We start from the raw sequence: 21089 nt of genomic DNA on the forward strand, positions 1-21089 counted from the left end.
AAACCGTTTTGTCCGGGGCGGTCATCCACCGACCATGGCCGGCCCAGTCGACTTCCTGCTCGACCTCGTCCAGGAGACGCTCACCACCTTCCAGCAAGGGGTACTCGACGCGTTCCCTCGTCTCGTGATGGGGCTCGTCTTCCTCACACTCTCGTACGTCGGCATCAAGATAGTGCTCAAAGTGGCACACAGCGCCCTCGACGCGCTCTACCCGGAGGAACAGGACCTCATCGTGAGCCTCGGCGTGACCGTCATCGGGGTCTTCCTCTGGTTCGCCGCCGGACTGGCGCTCCTGAAGATACTCGGGATGGGCGACGTGGCGGCCAGTCTCGGCACCGCGACCGGCTTCATCGCCCTCGGTGTCTCCTACGCGCTCTCGGGGATGATCGCCGACACGGTCGCCGGCGTCTACCTGCTGCGCGACCCCGATTTCAACCCCGGCTACCGCGTCACGACCGACGGCATCACCGGCGAGGTCAGGAGCATCGGCCTGCGCAAGTCACGGCTCGAACTGGACGACGGCGACGTGGTCGTGCTCGCGAACGGGGCCGTCGAGAAGAAGTGGACCCGAGATGCCGGCGATTCTGGGGACGCTGCCGGAACGAACTGAACTGGTGATTTCGAAGGAATCTGCGTGTTAGAAGTCCAAGAAGTTTGGTTTTGGTGGGTCGAAACATTACATTTTTCAATCGGAATCCGGAAGCACCCGACGGACAATGCCTGGAGAAACGTACGGCGTAATCAGTCTGCTGCCGGCGCTGGTCGCCATCGGCCTGACCCTCAAGACGCGACAGGTGCTGCTGTCGCTGTTCTCGGGGATCTGGCTCGGTGGAACCATCCTGGTCGGCTACAACCCGATCGCAGGAGCGGCCCGTGCGCTGGAGTTCGTAGTGAGCAACGTGACCGCAACGTGGAACATGAAACTACTGCTGTTCACATTCTTCGTCGGTGCGATGCTGGGGATGATCTTCCTCTCCGGCGGGATGTCGGCGCTCGCGACGCGCATCGCCGAGCGCATCCAGACGCGCAAGCAGGCGGAGCTGGGTACCTCGATGCTGGGGATGCTCATCTTCGTCGACTCGTACGCGTCGACGATGATCACGGGCTCCGTGATGCGGCCCATCACGGACAAGTTCGAGATAAGCCGCGAGAAGCTCGCGTACATCCTCGACTCGACGACCTCGCCGACGGCAAGCATCGCCGTCGTCTCGACGTGGCTCGGCTTCGAGGTCGGGCTCATCCGCCAGCAGTTCGAGAACCTCGGCATCCAGGCCGACCCGTTCGTGATGTTCATCCAGAGCCTCCCGTTCCGGTTCTACAGCATCCTGGCGATGGCGCTGGTGTTCGTCGTCATCCTGACCGACTGGGAGTTCGGCCCGATGAAGCGCGCCGAACAGCGGGCCGAACAGACCGGCAAGGTCCTCCGTGACGGAGCGGACCCGCTCATCGAGACCCAGGAGGACGACATCGAGACGCCCGACCACGTCGAGCCGCGCTGGTGGTACTTCGCGGTCCCCATCGTGACGCTGGTGTTCATGACCGGCTTCAGCCTGCTGTTCACCGGCGGGCTGACCATCAGTGGCGTCCTCACGCCGCTGTCGAACGGGAATGTTAGTGGCCTCACCACCGCACTCGTCGACGCCATCTCGAACGCCTCGACGGCCGACTCCATCCTGTGGGCGGCCTTCGCGGCCTCGGGGAGCATCCTCGCTATCCTGGTCGGGCACGCCCGCATCGGGCTCGAACCGGTCTCCGACGCCATCTTCGAGGGCTTCAAGATGGTGATGTTCCCGGTCGCGGTGCTCTCGCTCGCGTGGTCCATCGGTGCCGTCTCCCAGACGCTGGGTGTCGGGCCGTACATCGTCGGCATCTCCGAGGGCGTCATCACTGCCGCGATGCTGCCGGCCATCGTGTTCGTCACCTCGGTGCTCATCTCGTTCGCCATCGGCACGTCGTGGGGGACGATGGGCATCCTGTTCCCGGTCGCCATTCCGCTGGCGTTCAACCTCGGCGCACCGCTCCCGTCGGCCATCGGGGCCATCCTGACGGGCGCGCTGTTCGGTGACCACTGTTCGCCCATCTCGGACACGACCGTGCTCTCGTCGATGTTCGCCGCGAGCGACCACGTCGACCACGTCAACACGCAGATTCCGTACGCCGTCCTCGCCGGGAGCATCGCGACGCTCCTGTTCCTCGGGAGCGGCTACGGCCTCCCCGCCGTCCCGGCGCTGCTCATCGGGTTCATCCTGCTCGTGGGTGGCGCGTACGTGCTCTCGGAGCACGTCGACATCGCACGCTTCTCGATGTACGACAACGACGCTGACCTCGGCGTCTCGGACGACTAGGCCGACAGGTGTCGCTCGCCGTTTCTTTCGAACGCGGATGGAAGAGCCGCTGGGTTCGTCGCGGCGGTCAGTTCGAGCCCAGCAGCTTGGCCTCGACCTTCCGCAGGTGCTCGTGAAGCGTCGTCTTCGAGATGCCGAGCTCCGCGGCCAGCTCGTTCCCCGAGACGTTCCGCGGCCGGTCGTAGTAGCCACGTTCCCTGGCGAGCTCGAACACCTCGCGCTGGCGGTCCGAGAGGGTCTCGACGTCCAGCGTCGGCGCGTCGACGCTGCTCCTGCTCGTTATCTTCTGGACCTCGATGTCCGCGTCCTTCTCCTCGCGCACCGCGTCCAGTCGGTCCTGGATCTTCTCGCGCGGGTAGTCGACGGCCACCGTCCAGAACTCCCACCCGTCACGGATACGGATGGGCTCCTGTGGCAGGAATCCGCGTGAGACGAGCGCGTCGTGGATGCTGTCGTCGGGGTCGTACTCCACGAGCAGGCTCCGGCGCGCCTTGTTCGACAGCACGGAGTCGCTCCCGAACTCCTGCTGGTTGAACATCTCGGTCACCGAATCGGTGTGCTCGGAATCGGTGGTCACCCTGACGAGGTCGTCCAGCGCCGCCGTCGACTCGCCGTAGCCGACCACGTGGGTCTTCACGTGCCCCTCGACCAGATACACCGCGTTGACGAGCAACCGCGCGTCCGTCTCGGCCGTCACCTCTCGCATCCAGCAGTCGGGATGCGCGAGTTTGAGGACGAGCTGGTAGCCGTCCTGGCCGGACGGGGCCGAGCCGCCGGCAGGCGCGTCGCCCCGCGCGGCCGGCTCGCCGTGTGTATCGGGTGCCATGATGTGTGTCTCCTCGTACTGTTGCTGACTATCGGTGTTAATTCCTCTCTTGCTGGGGGCGGTTGTTCCGGACGTCCAGCAGCGGGAGGGTCACGGACGGGTTGACGATACGGTACAGGCCGACGGTCAGCAGGGGCACGGCGAACAGGGCGATGAAGAAGTACGCCATGATGGTGTATCCCTGTGCGACGAGTGCGATGATGCCGACCCGCGAGAGGATGGTCGCGAGCACGAGGATGCTGCCGCCGAGCAGGCCGCTCTGGAGCCGGGTGAGGCCGTCGGCGTCCTCGAACGTCGCCGTCGACAGCTGGTTGATGCTCTCGTCGACGCGGTCGATGATGGCGTGGATGAGGCCGACGCTCGTCTCGATGAGCGTCCAGCCCATGACGACGCCGTAGAGCGCGATGATGGCCGGACTGCCGATCTGGTCCAGCATCGCCAGCCACGGCACCTCGGCACCCATGACGGCCTCGGACGGGTAGAACCCGAGCAGTGCGAGGTACGTCAGGGTGAACGGGAGCGTCATCAACAGGCCCGCGAGCAGGCCGGAGACGATGGACTCCTTGCGCGTCTCCTGGCGGTGCAGGCAGAAGAAGACCGCCGGGTACACCGCGAGGTTGTAGCCGACGTACAGCGCGCCGGAGGAGAGGACCGACCCCAGCCCCGCGTCGGCCACGTACGACGTGTTCGCGCTCGCGAACACCGTGGTGACGTCACCCCAGACCTGGGACAGGACGACCACGCCGAACGTGATGTACGCGAGGTAGAGGAAGCCGGTCCCGACCATCTTGAAGCGCTCGATGAGCCCCGCACCGAAGTACGTCAGGACGCCGACCAGCCCGATGATACCGACGATGCCGCCGAGGTAGGGGATGCCGATGGTCTGTTCCATGATGTTCCCCGCGGCCGACGCCATGATGGCGATGATGAGCACCGCCATGGCGAGGAAGATGACGTCGAACAACGGCCACGCCGGCCCGATTATCTGCTTGATGAAGCCCTTGTACTCGTACACGCGGAACGTCCGGGCGAGTTCGAACGTCAGCATGGCCATCACGGTGAACCCGACGAAGATGGCGAGTATCGACAACCAGCCCGCCGAGCCGTACTTCGCGCCGTAGGCGACGACCTCGCGGCCACTGGCGTAGCCACCGCCGATGAGCACCGACTGCAGGATTATCGCCGGCAGGGCTATCTTTCCGAACCGTCCACTCACGAGCCGCTTGAATATCGCGGCCGTACTCTGATTGTCAGCTTGTGACATGGGTATGCTACGCAGAGTACTGGTCGAGTATCGTGCTAATACCCACCACCGGACATGTCTGGTCGTCGCACGGGTGTCCACCCCCCACCGGACATGTCTGGTGCTGGTACTTTGGTCGACTCCGTGAGACTCCGGGATATGAACCTCTACTCGGCGTTCGACCCGGCGACGCCCGTCATCGTCCTCGCGGAAGGCGAACTCGGCACGACGGGTGGGAAGACCGCCAACGGCGTGGTGATGCACAGCGAGCTGTTCGACGCACAGGCCGTCATCGACTCCAGCTGTGCGGCCTCCGACGCGGGCAGCGTCCTCGACAGGGACGACGTTTCGGACGTCCCGGTCGTCGATAGCATGGCCGACGCCCTGGAGACGGCTCCCGACGCAGCGGCGCTCGTCATCGGCGTCGCCCCCGCCGGCGGTGCCCTCCCCGAAGCATGGGTCGAGGACATCCAGCAGGCGATGCGCGCGGGCTGTGACGTGGTCTCGGGGCTGCACGTCTTCCTCAGCGAGGACGAGGAGTGGCAGGACCTCGCCGACGAGTGTGGCGTCGAGCTGTTCGACGTGCGAAAACCACCCGCGGAGTCCGACCTGCGCGTGGCCGACGGCCGGTCCCTCGACGTGGAGGCGACCGTCGTCCTGACGATGGGGACCGACTGCGCGGTGGGCAAGCGAACCACGACGTTCGAACTGTACCAGGCTGCACGGGCGGCCGGCCTCGACGCGGGCTGGGTCGCGACCGGGCAGACCGGCATCATGATCGGTGCGGACCGTGGGGTCGTCATCGACCGCGTCCCTGCGGACTTCACCGCCGGCGTCGTCGAGGACCTCGTCTGTGCGATCGCAGCGGACCACGAGTTCGTCTTCGTCGAAGGGCAGGCAGCCCTCACACACCACGCGTACTCGGGCGTGACGCTCTCGATTCTGCAGGGTTCCGCCCCGGACGCGGTCGTGCTGGTCGACGACCCGACTCGAGAGCGACGGACACACTTCGAACGGCTGTCGGTCGCCGGCGTCGAGGCGGAACGACGCGCCATCGAAGCGCTCTCGGATGCCCCCGTCGCCGCCGTCTCGACCTGGGCCGAGGGCGGGGAGGCAGCCGACCTGTACGACCTGCCGGCCGCGAACGTCTACGAGGCCGACGGGCCGAGCCAACTGCTCGCCGCGGTCCGTGACTCGCTATGACCACCATCACCAGCCTCACCGCGAGCGCGCACGAGCTGCCCCTCCGGGAGCCGTTCGAGATAAGCCTCGGGACGCGCGAACAGGCCCGGAACGTGCTCGTGACGGTCGAGACCGACTCCGGCGTCCGGGGGTACGGCGAGGGCTCACCGCTTCCCCCGGTGACCGGCGAGACCCAGCGCGCCGCGCTCGCGACGGCCCAGGCGACCGCGTCCCTCCTCGAAGGTCGCGACGTGCGGAACTACCGGTCACTCGTGCGCGAACTCCGGGACGCGTTCCCGGGAGCCGTCTCGGCCCTGTTCGCCGTCGAGACGGCCATCCTCGACGCGTACTGCCGCGAACGGATGATTCCGCTCTCGGAGCTGTTCGGCGGGACCGCGACTCCCGTCGAGACCGACCTGACGGTACCCATCCTGCCGCCCGAGACGGCTGGCGAGCGGGCCGGGGCTGCGGCCGAGGCTGGCTTCGACCAGCTCAAGGTCAAGACCGGTGGGCCCGTCGCCGCCGACCTCGAACGGGTCGTCGCCGTCCACGAGGCGGCCCCGGAGGCGACGCTGAAGGTGGACGCGAACCAGGGGTGGACCCCGGCCGAATCCGAGCGGTTCGTCGACGGGCTCGCCGCGCGCGGCATCGACCTCGCCCTCCTCGAACAGCCGGTCGCGAAGGACGACATCGCGGGGCTCGCCCGGGTCAGAGACAGCGTCTCCGTGCCGGTCGCCGCCGACGAGGCAGTCTTCTCGCCCGCCGATGCCATCCGGGTCGTCCGCGAGGACGCGGCCGACGTCGTCAACGTCAAACTGGGCAAGTCCGGCCTGCTCGAGACGGCGGCCATCGCCGACATCGCGAGCGGTGCGAACCTGGAGCTGATGGTCGGCTGTATGCTGGAGAGCGCGGTCGGCATCCACACGAGTGCCCACCTCGTGGCCGGCCTCGGTGCGTTCGACTACGTCGACCTCGACGGGAACCTCCTGCTCGCCGAGGACGTCACCGACACCGCGTTCGACCCGACCATCGACCCCGCCGGGCCCGGTCACGGCGTCGAGCCGGGGGCGTAGCCCCGACAGCGCCGTCCGTAGCCCCGGTAGTCCTCCTGTTCTCCGCGTCTCCGCGTCCCTCGTCTCTCCGCGTACGACTCCCGCCCGCCCCGCACGAACCGGTCCCGTTCTGCCAGAGCACTCATCAGGCTCCTCGACGATACTCTGGTAGATGGTCGAGGAGGCCCCGCTCGACGGTGCCGAAGCGAGACGATACGAGCGACGGTTCCGTGACTCGCGCGCCTTCGCGTCGCTTCTCGCAGAGGCAGCAGTCGACGTCGCCCCCGAGGAGCTCGAACGTGTGTCGGTGACCCGCCGGACCGGCGCGGACAGTGCGGAGCTGGTGGACATCCGACTCCGCCGCGAGGGAACCGGCCCGGAGCCGTGCCCGGCGTTCATCTACGACGGCTTCGAGGCCGAGGTCGACACGACGGTCGAGCTCCGGGCGACGTACCGCGACGGCGAACTCAGCGAGGCGGAGCTGACGACCGGTGACGAGGGAGGCGTTCTGGTCGGCCGCAGCAGGGTCTGGACCTACCGTGGCGGTATCGTGGCCGACGGCTCGTGGCTGTCCTGAGTGGCGTGGTCGCCCCGGGCCGGGGTCGCACGCGAGTCCGCCACGACAGCACCCGGTTTCGGGTTTCCATCTCGCGATTTCGTCACCGGTCGGGAACTGGACGTGTTATCTCCGGAGGCGGCCTACAGTAGAGTGAGGGTGAGGTAATCACCCGACAGGGAGCAACGTACCGCCCCGAACGTCTGCCATACACTACCCGGGGTGGGCCGACTTCCTGTCTGCCAAGTTCAGTACCGATCTCGGTCGGCGCGGACTGCCACCGCCGCTGGCCACTGTCGCTCAGGACGGGTCTGCCACTTCCTACCCGGCCTCCATTCTACACCACCGCCGACTGCACAGTCGCGGTGTCGCGTCGGTCTCGCGTCGGTGTCGGTCTTACGCCTCTACCAGTCGCTCCGGAGCGAGGGCCATCCCCAGCAACACCACCGGTCCGACGATGAACCCGCCCCAGGTCACCAGCGACAGGACACCTGCGACCGCGAGCCCGAGCCGGGTTCCGACGGCCACCGTCCCGTCCGTCCGAAGCGCGAGTCGGACCGCCCAGAGGCCGCAGACCACAGGGACGACGACGAAGATGGCAGTGACCACCGCCCCGGCGGTCGGGCCGGTGTGCCACAGTGCGAGCCCCATCTGGACGAGCGTGTTCACGCCGGTTCCGACCAGGAGCAGGCCGGCAGCAGCCAGCAGCAACAATGCCGGCGTCTGTCGCCAGTCGCGGCCTCGCCGTTCCCAGACGAGGTTCAGTCCGACCAGCACCGTGAGCATGAACGGGCCGAGGACGACGAGCGGATGCTTCCCCTCCCAGAGGTGTGTCTGGACCAGGTCGAACGGGACGGTCAGGTACTCGACCGGCGAGAACTCCTCCGAGTAGCCGAGGGCGACACCGGCCGGGCCGCTCCGGTTCTCGGGTTCGTAGATGGCCACGAGGTAGGTCGTCTGTGACTCGACCGGCCGGGAGAGTTCGGCGGTCTGGTAGTTGGCCGACGGCGCGAACGGCTCGTAGCCAGGTTGGGCAGGCCGCTCGCCTTCGACCACGACAGCGCCCATCCCGTCGGGGACGGTCACCCCAGCCGGCACGCCCTCGGTCCCGTCGAGCGACGGACTCATCACGACGATGGAGGGAGTGAACTCGCCGTCCCGGGGCGTGAACGTCGACACCTGGAGTCGCTCGCCAGCGTCCAGCGAGAACCGGTAGTACTTCGCGCCACCCCCGTCGAGCCGGTCGTAGAACGACCACGACTTGACCGCGTCCGGGACCTCGACCGCCCGCTCGGGACTGGTGTTGTCGACGGGGAAACTCGGCACGTGTGCCAGCACGGGCACCGCCAGCATGCAGAGCACGAGGAGGACCACGCCGGCGCGGACTGTCTTCATTACCTGCAGTCGAGGCGACCGTCGTGCATCACGATACTCCCTAACAGGTGAGTACTCAGAACCCCTCGACAATGCTTTTTTAGGCCCACCTAAAAACATCTGCATGGGCACCGACACCGGTTCCGACCCGGCACTCGAACATCTGCGAATCGCGACACTCGACGAGATACCCCCGAACGGGACATTGCGCTTCGAGGTCGAGGCGTCCGGGTATCGCATCGAGGCCATCCTCTGCCGGGCGGGAGAGACGGTCATCGCCTGGGAGAACTCCTGTCCGCACGAACCCGACGTGAAACTCGACCGGGGCCTCGGCGCACTCGTCACGAACGGCCGAATCGTCTGTCACAAACACGGCGCGCAGTTCGACTGCGACGACGGCTTCTGCACCCGCGGCCCGTGCCGAGGGGAGTTCCTCGCACCCATCGGTGTCGCAGTCGAGGATGGCACGGTCTACCTGGCAGACGACCGGTTCGACGCCTGTCGCCCGCTGGGTCTCTACTGACCGGACTGCCGGGTCGACCATCGGCGGCTCTCGCCCAACCGACCCGTCAATGGGACCGGTATCACAAGTACCATCATACCCCGCGACGCAGTGGTTCGTATTCAGGTGGTTCAGTGACCGAGAAACGCGAATACACGGACGACTATCCGGACAAGACACTGTATATCCCGGGCCCGACCGGGGTGCGCGAGGACGTCATCGACGCGATGTGCGAACCGATGTTCGGCCACCGCATGGACCGGATGACGGACCTCTACACGACCATCGTCGAGGACACGAAGGAGTTCCTCGGCACCGAGAACGACGTCATCATCCTCACAGGCTCTGGCACCGAGTTCTGGGAGGCGTCGACGCTCAACCTCGTCGACGAGAACATCCTCGTCCCGACCTGTGGGAGCTTCAGCGAGCGCCACGCCAACGTCGCCGAGCGACTGGGGAAGAACGTCGACCGACTCGAGTACGAGTGGGGGCAGGCGATCAAGCCGGAGGACATCCGCGCAGAACTCGAATCCAGCGACAAGCACTACGACGTCGTCGCGACGGTGATGAACGAGAGTTCGACCGGCGTCCGCAACCCCATCGAGGAGATCGGCGACCTCATCGCCGAGTACCCGGACACCTACTTCGTCGTCGACGCGGTCTCGTCGCTGGGTGGCGATTACGTCGACATCGACGAGCACAACATCGACGTGCTCTTTGCGTCCTCGCAGAAGGCCTTCGCGATGCCGCCGGGGCTCGCCATCTGTACGGTCAGCGAGGACGCCTACGAGCGCGAGGTCTCGAAGGATTCGGCGTCGTGGTACGGCGGCTTCCAGCGCTGCATCGACTACTACGACCGCAAGGGCCAGACGCACTCGACGCCCGCGATTCCGGTCATGCTGGCCTACCGCAAGCAGATGAAGCACATGCTCGAAGAGGGCCACGAGGGGCGCAGCGAGCGCCACCGCGAGATGGCCGAGTACACCCGTGACTGGGCGTACGAGCACTTCGACATGTTCCCCGAGGAGGGCTACGAGTCCCAGACGGTGGCCTGCATCGAGAACACGCAGGGCATCGACGTCGCCGCGACCATCGAGGAGGTCTCCGAGAAGTACGACATGGTCTTCTCGAACGGCTACGGCTCAGCCCTGGGCGAGAAGACGTTCCGTATCGGCCACATGGGCGAACACGACGTCGAGTCCATCAAGGCCCTGACCGACGCCATCGAGGACGTCGCCGGGCTGTAGACTCCGACGAACCGACCCGCTCCCCTCGTTTCCGACCTCAGGCCCGCAGCACGAGCATGCTGTCGTGGGTTCGCACGTACAGCGTCGAATCTACGGCCGCCAGCCGCCGCGGACCGCCCACGTCCAGCTCCCAGAGACGCTCCCCGGATTCGCCATCGAGTGCGGTCAGTGGAAACCCGCCAAACACCATCCCGTCGGCGGCTATCGCCTCGGCTCGCCCCGTCACGTCCGCCCGCCACCGTCGGCTGCCGTCCGGTCGTCGCGCGACGAGGCCACCACCGTCACGCTCCGTCGGGACGACCATCGAGCCGTCACCGGTTAGGGTAAGATACGAGGTTCCGTCACCATCGAAGCCACTTCGTTTCTTCCCAGCCGTGTCGTACACCACGACGGGTTCGCCGTCGTCGAGGAAGTTGTGCTGCGGGACGTAGATTCGTTCCTCCCCGACCACCGGGTGTCCCGAGACGGCCGGGTAGCCGCTTTTCGCCCGCCAGCGTTCTGACAGCGTCCGTCCGTCGACTTCGTATCTGATCAGGATGCCCCCGTCCGCTGCGTACAGTCCCTCGCCTGTCGTCGCCATGTTCCGAACCCAGTCGTCACGTTCACGGACGATTGCCCCGGTGTCGGCGTGGAGCGTCCAGTACCGGTTCCGACCCGCGACGAACACGTACCCTTGCTGTTCGTGGATGTCTCGAATCTGGTCCGGGATGGTCGTCCGCCACTGTTCCTCACCGTCTGGTGACCAGGCGACGATGTCCGATTCCGGATTGTCTTGGTTGAATTGGTAGAGTCGGCCATCGACGTACGCCAGCTGCACAGCTTCGCCGGCACTGCGCTCCCACAGGACCTGTCCGTCACTGGCGTCGAGGGCGAGCAGTTTGTACTCAGTTTCGACGAACACCCGACCCTCAGCGACGACGAACGAACCGCCATCGCGTGAAGAGTAGTCGAACTCGCGTCGCCAGTCGACCACCGGCTCGCGCTCTGGCGGAGTCGCATGCGGGTTGTGGTTGGTGTTCGCGGGGCCGTGCCCGCGCTCGGCCCACGTTCCGGGGGCGGGCTGCCAGTCGGGAGCGACCCGTCGCTCCGGCGAACTTCGCTGGAGGTCGCCGAGACGCTCCTGGACCGTGGTACAGCCTGCGAGCGCGACGGTTCCCGCGGCGGCAGACTGGAGGAACTGCCGGCGGCGTCTGGAGGGCATACACGATGGTTCCCGGCGTGATGAAAAAATGGTGTCGGAGGTTCGATGGATTCCCTCGGCCCGTCACGACCCCGCTCGACGGTCGTTCCCACCTCGCGATTTCGTCACCAGTCAGGAGCCTCACATGCTATTGCTGGGCGGTGCCTACGGTAGAGTGAGGGTGAGGTAATCACCCGACAGGGAGCATCGTACCGCCCCGAACGTCTGCCATACACTACCACGGGTGGGCCGACTTCCTGTCTGCCACGAACCAGTGCCGATTCTCGCCGGCGGGGGCTGCCACCCTCGCCGGCAACTGTCGCTCAGGACGGGTCTGCCACCCACTGACTGACCACCTCGTTTCTCCGATTCAGACCGCAGAAGAACCACTCTGCGGACTCACTCCGCCCGACGGAACCACTTCGCGAGCCCCGCGCTCGTCGCCATCTCCACCACCCCGAACGCGACCGCCGGAAGCGACGCGATGGTCGGCAGGCCGGCCGCGATAACCAGTGCGGCGGCGACGGCGAAATCGCGCATCCCGACCGAGAGGACCGAGGCGATACGGGTCGGCCGGGCCGACCACGTGCCGAGCAGGTAGCCGACGCCGTACCCGACCACGTTCAGGGCCACGACGCCCGCACCCACGCCGGCGAGCAGCGACAGGTTCGACCGGACGATGCCCGCGTTCGCCGCGGTCACGCCACCGATGATGACGACGACCATCGTCGCGGAGACGGCGGGGTAGTACTCGTCGTAGGCTCCGACGCGGCCCGGTCGCCACGCCCGCAGACCCACGGCGAGTAGCATCGGTGCGACCACGGCCAGAAGCAGCTGTTCCACGATGGGGCGCGTCGGCACGTCGATACCGCCGGCGAGGAGGGCGACCACGGCAGGGATGAACCCGACGCTCCCGACGCCGATGACCACCAGTGCAGTCGTCGCGAGCGCCGTGTCTCCGTCCGCGAGTTCGGTCATCACCGGCGTCACGAGCTCCGGCGTGACCGCACCGAGGATGACGAACCCGACCGTCAGCTCGGGCGAGAGTCCGAGGGCGTGGGCGACGGCGAACGCGAGGAACGGCATCAGGACGTGCCCGAGGAGGACGACCCCGAGCGCTCGCGACTCGATTCCCCGGAACTGGTCGACCGAGAGCGTCAACGAGATGCTCCCGATCATCACCGCGAGGACGAGCGTCGAGGCCTCGGTCACGACGGCGACCGCGGGGACGGCGAGCCCGGCGGCGACAGACAGCAGTATCCACAGCAACAGGTAGTCCTCGATGGCGTCGGTGAGTCGCGTCCCCATTGGTTGCGAAGAAGTGGCCGCGGCCGGCGTATTACGCCACCGGTTCTGTGAGCGTCACGGGACACGCGGCGAAACGGCCTCCGGTTCCCGGGCGACGGTGACGAGTCATCTGCTCGAAGCCGTTCTACGCGGTTCCCGCACGGTGGTTTCGTCACGTGCCAGAATCTGCGTATGTTATGGCTGGGGGGCGCTTACGGTAGAGTGAGGGTGAGGTAATCACCCGACAGGGAGCAACGCACCGCCCCGAACGTCTGCCATACACTACCACGGGTGGCCGGGCTCCTGTCTGCCGAACACAGTGCCGATTCTCGCCGGCGCGGACTGCCACCGCCGTCGGCACCTGTCGCTCAGGATGGTCCGGTACCTGCCGATTCCTCCGATTCTCCGCCTTCCGAGAGGGTCCTTTTGCCTCCAACCACCCTACTCTTGTGCCGACGCTCCCTCGTACGCGTCGAACCAGCCGGTGACAGCCTGCTCGAGCGCACCGGTGGTACTCCCCAGGTTCAGCAGCTGGTACCCGTCTGCCACCTTCTGGTTGACGTCGTCCATCCCGAAGCCGAGGCCACCAACGGGAACCCCTGCATCGATGGCCCGAGAGCGAATCGACTCGACCGCATCCTGGACCGCCGGATGGTCGATCTCTCCGGGATGTCCGAGCGAGACCGAGAGGTCGAGGGGGCCGATGAAGACGAACCCCAGTTCGGGGACCGAAAGGATCTCGTCGAGATTCTCGACGGATTCTTCCGTCTCGATGGTGACGCCGACCATCGTCTCGCAGTCTTCCGTGTCGATGTAGTCGGCACCGAGTCCCCATCGTCTGGCCCGCGGTGCCCCGAGCCCCCGGTCGCCGGGGGCCCCATCGTAGCGGAACCGTGCGGACTTGACGGCCGCTCGGACCTCTGCTGCGGTCTCGACGCGTGGGAGGAACACGTTCCGGACCCCGAGGTCCAGGGATTTCCGGAGCAGTGTCGGGTCCGTACCGGGGAGTCGAACGAGCAGTTCGAGGTCCGTTCGGTCTGCGGCACGCAGCAGGTCCTCCATCCGCCCAGCGTCCCACGGGTCCGGTCCACCGTGTTCGAGGTCGAGCCAGGCGAAGTCGACGCCGAGTTCCCCATAGAACTCGACGAGTGTCGGGCTGTAGGTGTTGTCGAGCACTCCGAGCGCGACGCCGCCGCGTTCCAGGGTGGCTGCGAGGCCGTTCGTCAGTTGTTGACGTGTCATTGCTCTCTCTACCACCGCTGCCGGGATATGTCTAGTGCACGATAAACGTTCGACACAGAATCGACGAGCCGGGTATCAGGGCTGCTCGGTCGGCGAGACATCGAACCGCTTGAGGAACCGCTGCACGGCCTCGTCGGAGCCGACGATGGTCATCCGCTCGGAGCCGGTGAACTCCCACTGCGGGTCGATGGCAACCGTCTCTCCCTCATCGTCCTCGATGGCGATGACGCGACAGCCGGTCTGCTCGTAGATGCCGGACTCCCCGAGCGTCGACCCGGCGAACGGCGTGGTCGGCACGCGGACGAGACGGATCTGGCTCGCCGGGGCCAGCACGTCCTCGCCCCGGAGTTCCTTCGCGACCATCCTGGCGCTCACTCTGGGGACCGACAGGACGTAGTCGGCACCGGCGGTGAACGCCTTCGGCGTGGTGTCCGCGTCGCTCACACGGACGAGCACCTCGATGTCGGGGTTGAGCGACTGCGCCAACACCGTGGCCAGCAGGGCAATCGAATCGTCGGGCACACCCACGACGATAGCACCGGCGTCCTCGACGCCGGCCGCTTTCAGGGCCTCTCGCGAGCCACCGTCGCCCACCACGTCCACCTCGGGTCTGTCTTCGACGTCGATTGTCACGACCTGCCCACCCGCTTCTTGGATGACCGTCCTCGCGGCGTGACCAACCTCACCCAGCCCGACGAGGATGAACCGCTCGTGTTCGGTGAACGCGCGAGGGGGCCGGGTGAACTCGCTCAGTTCCTTGAGTGCCTGCTCCTCTCCCGACACCAGCAGGACGGTGTTCGGACGGATGACCGCGTCGGGGCTCGGCGGGAGCTGTAACTCGCCGTCGAGCCAGGCTCCGACGATGGTCGCGCCCGTTCGCTCTCTGACCCTGGTCTCTCTGACCTTGCGCCCGACCAGTTCGCTCGACTCCGAGACCGGCAGTTCCATCAGTTTCGTGTCGCCGCCGATCTCGATGGTGTCCCTGAGTTCGGAACTGAACGAGGCGACGGCCTTCTCCGCGAGCCGATGGCCCAGCACACCGTGTGGGGACAGCACGGTGTCGGCACCGACGTCGCGCAGTATCTCCGTCATCGAGCTGTCGTCGGTGAGTGCGATGACATCGACGTCCGGCCGAACCGACCGCACCGTGAGTATCGTGTTGACGTTCGCGTCACCGGCGTCGGTGATGACGGCGCGTGCGGTGTCGATACTCGCCCGTTCGAACGTCTTTGCGTTCTGCGGGGAGCCGTCGATCACAGCATAGCCCTGGTTCGAGAGCGCCTCGGCGTCTTCTCTGGAAGAGGAGATGAGCACGTAATCGATACCGAGTTGCCTGAGTTCGTCCAGAAGAACCGACGAGTCGCGGCGGTACTCACAGATGATGACGTGGCCGTTCTTGGAACTGAGCCGGTCGTCGAGGTTCAGCTCTGCACTGGTGAACAGCGGGATGATGATGAGGCGGAGCGTGAAAAATCCCGTCGCGATACCCGATATCTGTATCATGGCGACGAACATGAACATCATCGGGTGGCTCCAGATGTCCGAGTCTTGCCCGTAGCCGGTGGTCGTCATCGTCTGGATGACGAACTCGAACGACGCGAAGATGGACTGGTCGACGCCCTCCAGCCGTCCCAACGCATAGTTGTACGAAACCGTGTATAGCAAGATGACCAGCACCAGCCCGGTGAGGTAGTAGATGACGTGTCGAATACGGCGGCTCGGTTTCAGTCTGCGGAGCGGCTCTGGGAGCGAAACCATCGTCGGATGCTAGAATATTGCATCGACCCGAGAAAAAGCATGATGTCGTTCCGTGGTCCCCGTCAGTGCCTCGCGTCTCCTGATGTCGCGGCTCGTCGGGGCAGGAATCTCGCCCGGAAGACGAGCAATCGACAGTCGAGTAGTAGATTCGCAGGACGAGAGAACCAGAGCAACCTACAAATAAAGTACCTTTGCCGCGGACGCACTGGTATGGCCGACAAGGAGATCGACGACGTGGATAGAGCGATTCTCTATGCGCTGCAGGAAGATGCCCGGAACATGTCGTCCGGAGATATCGCCGAGCGGACCGGGACCTCGGACAGTACCGTCCGCAAGCGAATCTCGCGTCTCGAATCCGAGGGCATCATCAAAGGATACAGCGCCAGCATCGACTATCAGCAGTCGGGCTATCCCCTTCGGATGATGCTCTATTGCACCGCGTCGATACCCAGACGGGGTGAACTCGTCCCAGAGATACTGAAGATCGACGGCGTCGTGTCGGTTCAAGAGCTGGTCACCGGCGAACAGAACCTCCTCGTGACTGCCGTTGGTGAGTCAGACGGCGACATCACGCCCGTGGCCCAGGAACTGCTCGACATGGGACTCAACGTCACCGACGAAGTCCTGGTCCGGAGCCACGAGACGACGCCCTTCGGCAAGTTCGATTCCGGCGGTCGCGACGAGGAGGAGGGCTGACCGAGGGGACGACGGCTGAACGAAGAGACGACGGCTGACCGAAGACGTCTCATCCGGCCGCGCGCGAGGGCAACGGGCGATTGCCCGACGAGAACACTTCCTGCGAGCACCGCCGTATCCACGTATCGGACCAGACCGAGCTGGTGTCCCCACGCAGATTTCGAACTATTCGGTAAGATAGTCGCGTTCTGTGACCGAACTGTTCGCAAACGTCGGAGCTGGTACTGACGCGCAAACAGTGAGGGACCGTCTGTGACCGAACGGGAACCGGCTCGACGCTGTTCTCTCACCTCGGAGGCGAGTGGCCCACCCGCACGGTGTGTGAAACCATAACGTTCTATAATCGGGTATTATGCGAACAATTTGTGAAGATAGGTAGATTTAATAGTTAATCTGTTCCCTGTTCTGGTGAAGACGACTGATACTGGTATCCCGGTTCGTCCCGGTTGCCAGGCGGAGTCGTACGATGGACTCAACGATGTCAGGACAAACCTCGAAGAAGACGATTGGAGCGCTCCCGGACACGACGGTCGAATCGCCGCTCGTGCCCGTCGCACTCACGTGGCTCGTGTGGTCGCTGTTCGCCGCAAGCATCGCTGCACTCGCCGCCCGAACCCAGTTCGGTGGTGCGTGGGAGGTTCCTGGCGTGGTCGCCATCGACGGGCTGACCGTCCTGATGTGGGTGGTCGTCACCTTCTTCAGTGGTATCGTCCACAGCTACTCGCGTCGCTACATGGCGGGTAGCGCCCACGAGACGGACTTCTTCGGCACCGTGTTCGGATTCACCCTGGTCGTGATGGGACTCGTCGCGGCCGACAACATCGCCCTGTTCGCTCTCCTGTGGCTGGCGATGGGCCTGCTGATGGCGAAGCTCATCGGTACGGCCGACGGCTGGAAACAGGCACAGGCGGCGGCGACGGTCGGCCGTCGGTACTTCCTCGCCAGCAGCGCCCTCCTCGGTGTCGCGCTGACGACGCTGTGGTGGGCGACCGGCGAGACGACCGTCTCCGGCATCGCCACGGCCTCGGAGACGCTCGGGGGGCCGCTGTGGCTCGTCGCCGCGTGTACCCTCGTGCTCGCCGCGATGATCCAGTCCGCCCTCTTCCCGTTCCACACCTGGCTCCTCTCCTCGATGACCGCACCGACGCCGGCGTCGGCACTGATGCACGCCGGGTTCGTCAACGCGGGCGGAATCCTGCTCCTCCGGTTCGCGCCGGTCATCACCGCCGACCCGGGTCTCATGTTCCTGGTCGCCGGCGTCGGCGCGGCCAGCGCGTTACTCGGGAAGCTCCTCAAATCAGTCCAGTCCGACGTCAAGAGCAAACTGGCCTGTTCGACGGTCGGCCAGATGGGATTCATGATACTGCAGGCCGGCCTCGGCTTCTTCGGGGCTGCGATCACCCATCTCGTGTTACACGGGTTCTACAAGGCCTACCAGTTCCTCGGCGCGGCCGCACAGGTCGAACGCGCCAGCCCGACGGGGACACCCCGGAACACGACGAGCGTGGCCGGTGTCGCCGTCACGCTCCTGACCGGCATCGCCGGAGGCGCACTGTTCGCAGCGCTGACGGGGAAGGGGACGAGCCTCGACACCGGGCTCCTGCTCGTCCTGTTCGTGGTACTCACCACGCTCCACGCCGCCCGTAGCGTGGTCCAGCACGCCTCCCTCCCGGCGATGGTCCGCTACGGCGCGGTCCCGCTGGTCTTCCTCCCGGCAATCACAGTCTACGCCCTCGTCTACGAGACGATACTCGAGCTCCTGACCGGACTTCCCGTCGTCACCGCGCCGACCGACCTGACCGTACTCCACGTCGTCGTGGCCGTCGTCTTCCTCGCCGTCTACGTCGCCATGGAGACCGGCGTCCACGAACGCAGCCAGCGTCTCTACGTAATGCTCGTGAACGCGAGTCAACCCCCATCCAGCACCGTGCTGACCACCAAGGAGGACTACAATGAACACTGAAACCACCATCCAGAACAGCATCGAGAAAGCAGCGACCACCGTCGGGTCGGTGTGGCCGCTCCACTCGTTCGTCACGGCCAACCCCCTCTCGGGGTTCGAAGACCTGCCGTTCGGCGAGGCGGTGACCCAGGCGAGCCACCTGCTGGGTGGGCGCGGCTATCCGAGCCCTGCGGCGTTCCAGGCAGCCCTCGACGCCGGCCAGATCGACCCCGAGATACTCGAATCGGAGCTCGCAGCACGCGGGTTCGAGGACGAGCCGGAGACGCTGCTTGCGCGGATGGACACCACCGCCAAGTCGGATACCCCTGACACCGCCACCGAGCGGGTCGACCACGTGCTGACGAAGTGGCTGTCGGCCTTCCTCGACGAGGGCTCTGCGCAGTGGCCGATGCCGAACCGCGAGGCCGGGTTCTACACCGCGTTCCGTGACGTCGCGGCACACGACGGGGACATCCCCGACGAGTGCGCCGCCCCAGCGCTGCCCGAGACGCCACTCGACGCCCTCGAAGAAGTGCTGGAACCGTACCCGGAGAGCCAGTGGGTGCCCATCTTCGAGAAACAACTGGCCGCGCTCCCCGGCTGGGCCGGCTTCATCAAGCAGCGCGCCGACAAGGAAGGCGAGTGGCAGTCGACCCACCCGGTCACGCTTGCGGGCTATCTCGCGGTCCGTCTCTCGCTGCTCGAGGCCTTCGACGCCGACATCGAACCCTCGACCGGTCCCGAGAGCACCGACGCGAACTCGGCCGACGAACTTGCGGAAGCGTTCCTGACCGCGTGGGAGGCGAGCTACCGGACCGAACTCGTCGAGAGCGTCGCCGACGAGAGCCAGTCCCTCGCCGAGCGCGAGTCTGCAGGCCGCCCGGACGCCCAGATGGTCTTCTGTATCGACACCCGTTCGGAGGTCATCCGCCGGCACATCGAGGCCACGGGCGACTACGAGACCCACGGCTACGCCGGCTTCTTCGGCATCCCGATCGAGTACCAGGGATACGACACCGAGGTGTCGGTCGATGCCTGTCCGCCGATTCTCGAGCCACAGCACCACGTTACCGAACTTCCAGCCGACAGGGAGGCGCAGGCAACCCACGACAGCTGGTCGAGCATCCGCGAAGCCGCGGGTGGGGTCGTCAAGACGCTGAAATCGAACCCCGCCACCGCCTTCGGCTTCGTGGAGAACGCTGGCAGCGGGTACGGGCTGGCGCTCGCGGCCCGCACGCTCGTCCCTGGCCGCGTCGCCGACCTGTTCGACACTGCCGACGACGCGGTTCCCGACTCCCACGAGTTCTGTGACCAGGTCGTCCACCACCAGTACAGCTATGCCGGCGATCTCCCGGTCGGACTGACCACCGAGGAGCAGGTCGAGTACGCCGCCACCGCCTTCGAACTGATGGGCTGGGACGAGTTCAGCCGTCTCGTGGTCTTCACCGGCCACGCCAGTGAGACGACCAACAACCCGTACGATTCGAGCCTCGACTGCGGTGCCTGTGCCGGCAATCCGGGCGGTCCGAACGCCCGCGTACTCGCGACCATCTGTAACGACCCCGAGGTCAAAACGGCACTTCGCGACCGCGGCCACGACATCCCCGAGGACACCGTCTTCGTCGCCGGCGAGCACAACACGACGACCGACGAGGTCCAGCTGTACGACCACGACGCCCCGGAGAGCCACACCGACGACATCGAGCAGTTGCGTGCTGACCTCGCCAGCGCTCGCGAGAACGCGGCTGCCGAACGCGCAGCGTCGATGGACGCTGCCGAATCGGAGGGAGTCAGCGAGACGAAACGCCGGGCCGCCGACTGGGCCGAGACGCGTCCCGAATGGGGACTGGCTGGCAACGCCGGCTTCGTCATCGGGCCCCGTGAACTGACCAGCGACCTCGACCTCGACGGCCGCGCCTTCCTCCACTCGTACGACTGGTCGAACGACCCCGACGGCGACGCGCTCGAAGCCATCTTCGCGGGTCCGCTGGTCGTCACCCAGTGGATCAACACGCAGTACTACTTCTCGACGGTCGACAACGCCGTCTACGGGAGCGGGTCGAAGGTGACCCAGAACCCCGTCGGGAACGTCGGCGTCTACCAGGGCAACGGGGGCGACCTGATGACTGGGCTCCCGCTCCAGTCGCTGATGGCTGCCGACGACGAACTGTACCATCAGCCCCTCCGCCTCTCGACGGTCGTCCACGCACCAGTCGAGCGTGTCACCGAGATTCTGGCCGACCACGGCGAGATAACTCAGCTACTGGACAACGACTGGTTCTCGATGACCGTCGTCGACCCGACGCAGCGCCATCGTGCGTTCCACTACGAGGAGAACCTGGAGTGGACGCCAGTGTCCGAACAGCTCGACGCGCAGCCGGCGAAAGCCGCTCCGACGGCTGTCGCGGACGACTGACCGTCCATCTTCTCCCTTGAGGACCGTCGGTGAACTGTTCCGGCTCCAGTTGGACCGACGAACCTCACCTCTCTTCGGTCGGCGTTCCGTTTCGCCGTCACAGACCACACGAAGAGATGCCTTTTTCGAGACTCTCCGTAGACCGTTCGTTCACCACGAAGCGATGATTTCGTCGCAGAGAAAGGATGCGTGCCGGGGTCCTTCGTCGACAGTGTCGTCGAAGCTGTAGCGATGTCTATCG

At 65.8% G+C, this 21089-nt stretch carries 17 protein-coding genes; 10 read left to right on the forward strand and 7 right to left on the reverse strand.

Going from position 1 to position 21089, the window contains the following annotated elements:
- The first annotated feature begins 34 nt into the window (after window positions 1-34).
- Together N6C22_RS14185 and N6C22_RS14190 are read left to right on the forward strand one after the other, a co-directional pair.
- Complete coding sequence (locus tag N6C22_RS14185; RefSeq protein ID WP_261651771.1) at window positions 35-610, forward strand: mechanosensitive ion channel family protein; 576 nt, start codon at window positions 35-37, stop codon at window positions 608-610.
- 106 nt (window positions 611-716) lie between these two features.
- Window positions 717-2345, forward strand: coding sequence for a Na+/H+ antiporter NhaC family protein (locus N6C22_RS14190; protein ID WP_261651772.1), 1629 nt, complete (start codon window positions 717-719; stop codon window positions 2343-2345).
- Between the two features lie 67 nt (window positions 2346-2412).
- Here N6C22_RS14190 and N6C22_RS14195 read toward each other — a convergent pair whose 3' ends face one another.
- Together N6C22_RS14195 and N6C22_RS14200 are read right to left on the reverse strand one after the other, a co-directional pair.
- Complete coding sequence (locus N6C22_RS14195) at window positions 2413-3171, reverse strand: helix-turn-helix domain-containing protein (RefSeq protein ID WP_261651773.1); 759 nt, start codon at window positions 3169-3171, stop codon at window positions 2413-2415.
- 37 nt (window positions 3172-3208) lie between these two features.
- Entirely contained in the window at window positions 3209-4435 is a 1227-nt protein-coding gene (locus tag N6C22_RS14200; protein WP_261651774.1) for a hypothetical protein, read from the reverse strand.
- 138 nt (window positions 4436-4573) lie between these two features.
- Here N6C22_RS14200 and N6C22_RS14205 point away from each other — a divergent pair, with 138 nt between their 5' ends.
- The 3 genes from N6C22_RS14205 to N6C22_RS14215 all read left to right on the forward strand — a co-directional run bounded on the left by N6C22_RS14205 (window position 4574) and on the right by N6C22_RS14215 (window position 7225).
- Complete coding sequence (locus N6C22_RS14205; RefSeq protein WP_261651775.1) at window positions 4574-5617, forward strand: DUF1611 domain-containing protein; 1044 nt, start codon at window positions 4574-4576, stop codon at window positions 5615-5617.
- Window positions 5614-6669 (forward strand): dipeptide epimerase, encoded by a 1056-nt coding sequence (locus tag N6C22_RS14210; RefSeq protein ID WP_261651776.1) that lies wholly within the window; start codon window positions 5614-5616, stop codon window positions 6667-6669. Before N6C22_RS14205 ends, N6C22_RS14210 begins: the two co-directional genes overlap by 4 nt.
- Window positions 6670-6820: 151 nt before the next feature.
- Window positions 6821-7225, forward strand: coding sequence for a hypothetical protein (locus N6C22_RS14215; protein ID WP_261651777.1), 405 nt, complete (start codon window positions 6821-6823; stop codon window positions 7223-7225).
- A 375-nt stretch (window positions 7226-7600) separates the two neighbouring features.
- Here N6C22_RS14215 and N6C22_RS14220 read toward each other — a convergent pair whose 3' ends face one another.
- A complete protein-coding gene (locus N6C22_RS14220) occupies window positions 7601-8599 on the reverse strand; it encodes a hypothetical protein (RefSeq protein WP_261651778.1) in 999 nt (332 codons plus the stop codon).
- Between the two features lie 103 nt (window positions 8600-8702).
- Here N6C22_RS14220 and N6C22_RS14225 point away from each other — a divergent pair, with 103 nt between their 5' ends.
- The gene (locus tag N6C22_RS14225; protein WP_261651779.1) at window positions 8703-9101 is read left to right on the forward strand and encodes a Rieske 2Fe-2S domain-containing protein; all 399 of its coding nucleotides are present in this window, start codon (window positions 8703-8705) and stop codon (window positions 9099-9101) included.
- Between the two features lie 113 nt (window positions 9102-9214).
- On the forward strand, window positions 9215-10327 hold the full coding sequence (locus N6C22_RS14230; RefSeq protein ID WP_261651780.1) for an alanine--glyoxylate aminotransferase family protein: 1113 nt from the start codon (window positions 9215-9217) through the stop codon (window positions 10325-10327).
- 37 nt (window positions 10328-10364) lie between these two features.
- Here N6C22_RS14230 and N6C22_RS14235 read toward each other — a convergent pair whose 3' ends face one another.
- The 4 genes from N6C22_RS14235 to N6C22_RS14250 all read right to left on the reverse strand — a co-directional run bounded on the left by N6C22_RS14235 (window position 10365) and on the right by N6C22_RS14250 (window position 15794).
- Window positions 10365-11528, reverse strand: a complete 1164-nt coding sequence (locus N6C22_RS14235) for a PQQ-binding-like beta-propeller repeat protein (protein ID WP_261651781.1) — start codon at window positions 11526-11528, stop codon at window positions 10365-10367.
- 378 nt (window positions 11529-11906) lie between these two features.
- Window positions 11907-12815 (reverse strand): bile acid:sodium symporter family protein, encoded by a 909-nt coding sequence (locus N6C22_RS14240; protein ID WP_261651782.1) that lies wholly within the window; start codon window positions 12813-12815, stop codon window positions 11907-11909.
- A 420-nt stretch (window positions 12816-13235) separates the two neighbouring features.
- Window positions 13236-14036: an HpcH/HpaI aldolase/citrate lyase family protein gene (locus N6C22_RS14245; protein WP_261651783.1), complete on the reverse strand. Its 801-nt coding sequence runs from the start codon at window positions 14034-14036 to the stop codon at window positions 13236-13238.
- A 75-nt stretch (window positions 14037-14111) separates the two neighbouring features.
- The gene (locus tag N6C22_RS14250) at window positions 14112-15794 is read right to left on the reverse strand and encodes a TrkA family potassium uptake protein (RefSeq protein ID WP_261651784.1); all 1683 of its coding nucleotides are present in this window, start codon (window positions 15792-15794) and stop codon (window positions 14112-14114) included.
- A 210-nt stretch (window positions 15795-16004) separates the two neighbouring features.
- Between N6C22_RS14250 and N6C22_RS14255 the strand changes: the two genes are divergently transcribed.
- The 3 genes from N6C22_RS14255 to N6C22_RS14265 all read left to right on the forward strand — a co-directional run bounded on the left by N6C22_RS14255 (window position 16005) and on the right by N6C22_RS14265 (window position 20848).
- On the forward strand, window positions 16005-16490 hold the full coding sequence (locus tag N6C22_RS14255; RefSeq protein ID WP_261651785.1) for an Lrp/AsnC family transcriptional regulator: 486 nt from the start codon (window positions 16005-16007) through the stop codon (window positions 16488-16490).
- Between the two features lie 478 nt (window positions 16491-16968).
- The gene (locus N6C22_RS14260; RefSeq protein ID WP_261651786.1) at window positions 16969-18453 is read left to right on the forward strand and encodes a proton-conducting transporter membrane subunit; all 1485 of its coding nucleotides are present in this window, start codon (window positions 16969-16971) and stop codon (window positions 18451-18453) included.
- A complete protein-coding gene (locus N6C22_RS14265) occupies window positions 18443-20848 on the forward strand; it encodes a DUF2309 domain-containing protein (protein ID WP_261651787.1) in 2406 nt (801 codons plus the stop codon). Before N6C22_RS14260 ends, N6C22_RS14265 begins: the two co-directional genes overlap by 11 nt.
- The last annotated feature ends 241 nt before the right edge of the window (window positions 20849-21089 follow it).

This window comes from Haloarchaeobius sp. HME9146 (genome assembly GCF_025399835.1).
Classification (GTDB): Archaea; Halobacteriota; Halobacteria; order Halobacteriales; family Natrialbaceae; genus Haloarchaeobius.

What these genes read in the sequence shown, in the direction of transcription:
- N6C22_RS14255 (WP_261651785.1), top strand. Translation starts at nt 16,005, where the DNA reads ATGGCCGACAAGGAGATCGACGACGTGGATAGAGCGATTCTCTATGCG.
- N6C22_RS14190 (WP_261651772.1), top strand. Translation starts at nt 717, where the DNA reads ATGCCTGGAGAAACGTACGGCGTAATCAGTCTGCTGCCGGCGCTGGTC.
- N6C22_RS14225 (WP_261651779.1), top strand. Translation starts at nt 8,703, where the DNA reads ATGGGCACCGACACCGGTTCCGACCCGGCACTCGAACATCTGCGAATC.
- N6C22_RS14240 (WP_261651782.1), bottom strand. Translation starts at nt 12,815, where the DNA reads ATGGGGACGCGACTCACCGACGCCATCGAGGACTACCTGTTGCTGTGG.
- N6C22_RS14265 (WP_261651787.1), top strand. Translation starts at nt 18,443, where the DNA reads ATGAACACTGAAACCACCATCCAGAACAGCATCGAGAAAGCAGCGACC.
- N6C22_RS14200 (WP_261651774.1), bottom strand. Translation starts at nt 4,435, where the DNA reads ATGTCACAAGCTGACAATCAGAGTACGGCCGCGATATTCAAGCGGCTC.
- N6C22_RS14210 (WP_261651776.1), top strand. Translation starts at nt 5,614, where the DNA reads ATGACCACCATCACCAGCCTCACCGCGAGCGCGCACGAGCTGCCCCTC.
- N6C22_RS14205 (WP_261651775.1), top strand. Translation starts at nt 4,574, where the DNA reads ATGAACCTCTACTCGGCGTTCGACCCGGCGACGCCCGTCATCGTCCTC.
- N6C22_RS14235 (WP_261651781.1), bottom strand. Translation starts at nt 11,528, where the DNA reads ATGCCCTCCAGACGCCGCCGGCAGTTCCTCCAGTCTGCCGCCGCGGGA.
- N6C22_RS14185 (WP_261651771.1), top strand. Translation starts at nt 35, where the DNA reads ATGGCCGGCCCAGTCGACTTCCTGCTCGACCTCGTCCAGGAGACGCTC.
- N6C22_RS14250 (WP_261651784.1), bottom strand. Translation starts at nt 15,794, where the DNA reads ATGGTTTCGCTCCCAGAGCCGCTCCGCAGACTGAAACCGAGCCGCCGT.
- N6C22_RS14220 (WP_261651778.1), bottom strand. Translation starts at nt 8,599, where the DNA reads ATGAAGACAGTCCGCGCCGGCGTGGTCCTCCTCGTGCTCTGCATGCTG.
- N6C22_RS14195 (WP_261651773.1), bottom strand. Translation starts at nt 3,171, where the DNA reads ATGGCACCCGATACACACGGCGAGCCGGCCGCGCGGGGCGACGCGCCT.
- N6C22_RS14245 (WP_261651783.1), bottom strand. Translation starts at nt 14,036, where the DNA reads ATGACACGTCAACAACTGACGAACGGCCTCGCAGCCACCCTGGAACGC.
- N6C22_RS14260 (WP_261651786.1), top strand. Translation starts at nt 16,969, where the DNA reads ATGTCAGGACAAACCTCGAAGAAGACGATTGGAGCGCTCCCGGACACG.
- N6C22_RS14215 (WP_261651777.1), top strand. Translation starts at nt 6,821, where the DNA reads ATGGTCGAGGAGGCCCCGCTCGACGGTGCCGAAGCGAGACGATACGAG.